The 2,261-nt window shown below is 36.5% G+C and carries 3 protein-coding genes; 1 reads left to right on the top strand and 2 read right to left on the bottom strand.

Translation table 11 applies throughout. The features are described from left to right. On the bottom strand, positions 1 to 518 hold a 518-nt coding region (locus tag ACXJIE_RS07665; RefSeq protein WP_456480381.1), incomplete at its 3' end, for a class I tRNA ligase family protein. 121 nt (positions 519 to 639) lie between these two features. Continuing rightward, positions 640 to 1,434, bottom strand: a complete 795-nt coding sequence (gene ppk2 / locus ACXJIE_RS07660; protein ID WP_456480380.1) for a polyphosphate kinase 2 — start codon at positions 1,432 to 1,434, stop codon at positions 640 to 642. Between the two features lie 49 nt (positions 1,435 to 1,483). Here ppk2 and ACXJIE_RS07655 point away from each other — a divergent pair. After that, positions 1,484 to 2,261, top strand: a 778-nt coding sequence (locus tag ACXJIE_RS07655) for a CinA family protein (RefSeq protein ID WP_456480379.1), incomplete at its 3' end; no start/stop codon positions are given.

Below are 2,261 nucleotides of genomic sequence, written 5' to 3'. Positions count from 1 at the left end.
GCAATTTCAGCCAAAGCTTTATAAATATTGGCTTCAAATTCGAAATCCATGGTTTTGTAAGGATTGTCCCAGTCCCCTATTACTCCGAGGTTTTGAAACTCTTCTTTTTGAATTTCGATAAATTTAGCGGCGTGCTGACGGCAAAGCTCCCTTACCTTGCTTTTAGGAAGCCTCTCTTTTTTTTCACGTCCTATTTTTTTCTCAACCTGCTGCTCAATCGGAAGCCCGTGACAGTCCCATCCCGGAGTGTATCTTACGTCAAACCCCTGAAAATAGTAATATTTAACAATCATATCTTTTAAAATTTTATTAAGTGCGTGTCCTATGTGGATATGCCCGTTTGCATACGGAGGACCGTCGTGAAGATTGAATTTGTCGTTTCCTTTTCTATTTTGTTTCATTCTTTCATATACGTTTTCACTGAACCATTTTTTATATCTTTTAGGCTCGTTTTGAGGAAGGTTTCCGCGCATCGGAAAGGTGGTTTTAGGCAAAAGAAGAGTATCTTTATAATCCATTGAGGTTTTCCTTTTTTGCAAGGTATTATACCATAACTTTTAATGGAAAATGGACAATTAAACAATGGAAAATGAAATTATATTTTTTACATTTTACATTTTCCATTACAACATTTAAACATTATTCGATGTGCGAAACAACTTTAACAATATCCGGGTCCGGACGGTAAAAATACTCTTTTTCGTCATATTCGAACTGGGAGAGAATGTCCCTTATTACATTAATTCTCGCTCTTTTTTTATCATTAGCGTCCACAATAACCCAGGGTGCGTAAGGCGTGGATGTGGATGCGAACATATCCTCTTTGGCTTTTTGATAATCTTCATAATGTTCGTAACTTTTCCAATCAAGCGTCGAAAGTTTCCACTTCTTAAGAAGATCCGTCTCGCGCGCTTTTAATCTTTTATACATCTCTTCTTTGGAAATATTCAGCCAGTATTTAAAAAATTTTATACCGTCATCCACTATCATTTCTTCGAATCTGGGGCACTGTCTTATAAATTTAAGATATTCCTCCCTCGTACAAAAGCCCATCACCTTCTCCACACCCGCACGGTTATACCAGCTTCTGTCAAACAGTACCATTTCCCCTCCCGCCGGAAAGTAAGGCACAAAACGCTGAAAATACCACTGGGTTTTTTCTTTGTCGCTCGGTTTGTCAAGCGCCACGCTTCTTGCAAACCTCGGATTAAGGTATTCGAGTATTCTTTTAATCGTTCCGTCTTTTCCAGCCGTATCTATCCCTTCAAAAACCACAAGCATTCTTTTATTATTGTTTCTAAGCCACGTTTGAAGTTTTACAAGCTCTATCTGAAGCTTTAAAAGTTCCTTTTCATAAAAATCGCTCTTAATTTTACCGTTTTTTTTAAACACTTTATCTTTTGGCAAATTAAACTCCGGCAAATTTTTTTTCATAACTTCTCCTTTTTGATACAATATCTTAATTATATCACAAAGGTGAAAAATGGAAATAATCTTCGTAGGCAAAGAATGGAAATTTAAAAACGCGTTAAAAGAGGAATTTTTAAAAAAAGTTCAGTATGACTCTTTAAAATACATTGATACATTCGATATAGATTTCAAACCGCACGATGAGACGATTATAATTACAAACAAAAAAACGTACCCTTTGGTGGCGAGAATTTTGGCAAACCTTACAAACCGCCAGCTTATCGTTAAAGACGATTTTTTAATTCCGGAGCATTCCAAATATTCAAAAAACAGTTTTTTTATCGATTATTACCATCCCATAAACGTAATTTTGCTTGAAGATAAAGTTCCGGAAATTTTCATTATCACACCCGAATACGAAAGCATTAATGTTTTTAAATTCGACAAAGAAACGGTAAATATGTTTTTAGAACCCATATTCAACGCCCATAAACTCTCATACATTATTATGGAAAACGAAGGAGGATTTGTAGAAATCGTTACGGAAAAGCTTGAAAATATCGTTAAAAAAGAAATTTTAAACATTATCCCGTATACCGTTTTCGGTAATTTATTCGAACATATCGTAAACAGCCTTCCCCCTAAAAAAATAACATTCGCAGAAAGCTGTACGGGAGGGCTCATAGCAAGCAACCTTACGAAAATAAGCGGATCAAGCAACTGTTTTGACGGAAGCGTTGTAACATACGCCAACAGAATTAAACACGAATGGCTCGGGGTAGAAGAACTGACGCTTGAAAAGTACGGTGCCGTGAGCGAACAGACCGTAAAAGAGATGCTTCTCGGCGCTC

The sequence above is a fragment of the Nautilia sp. genome (genome assembly GCF_053994455.1).
This window is presented reverse-complemented; position numbering and strand designations above follow the sequence as displayed.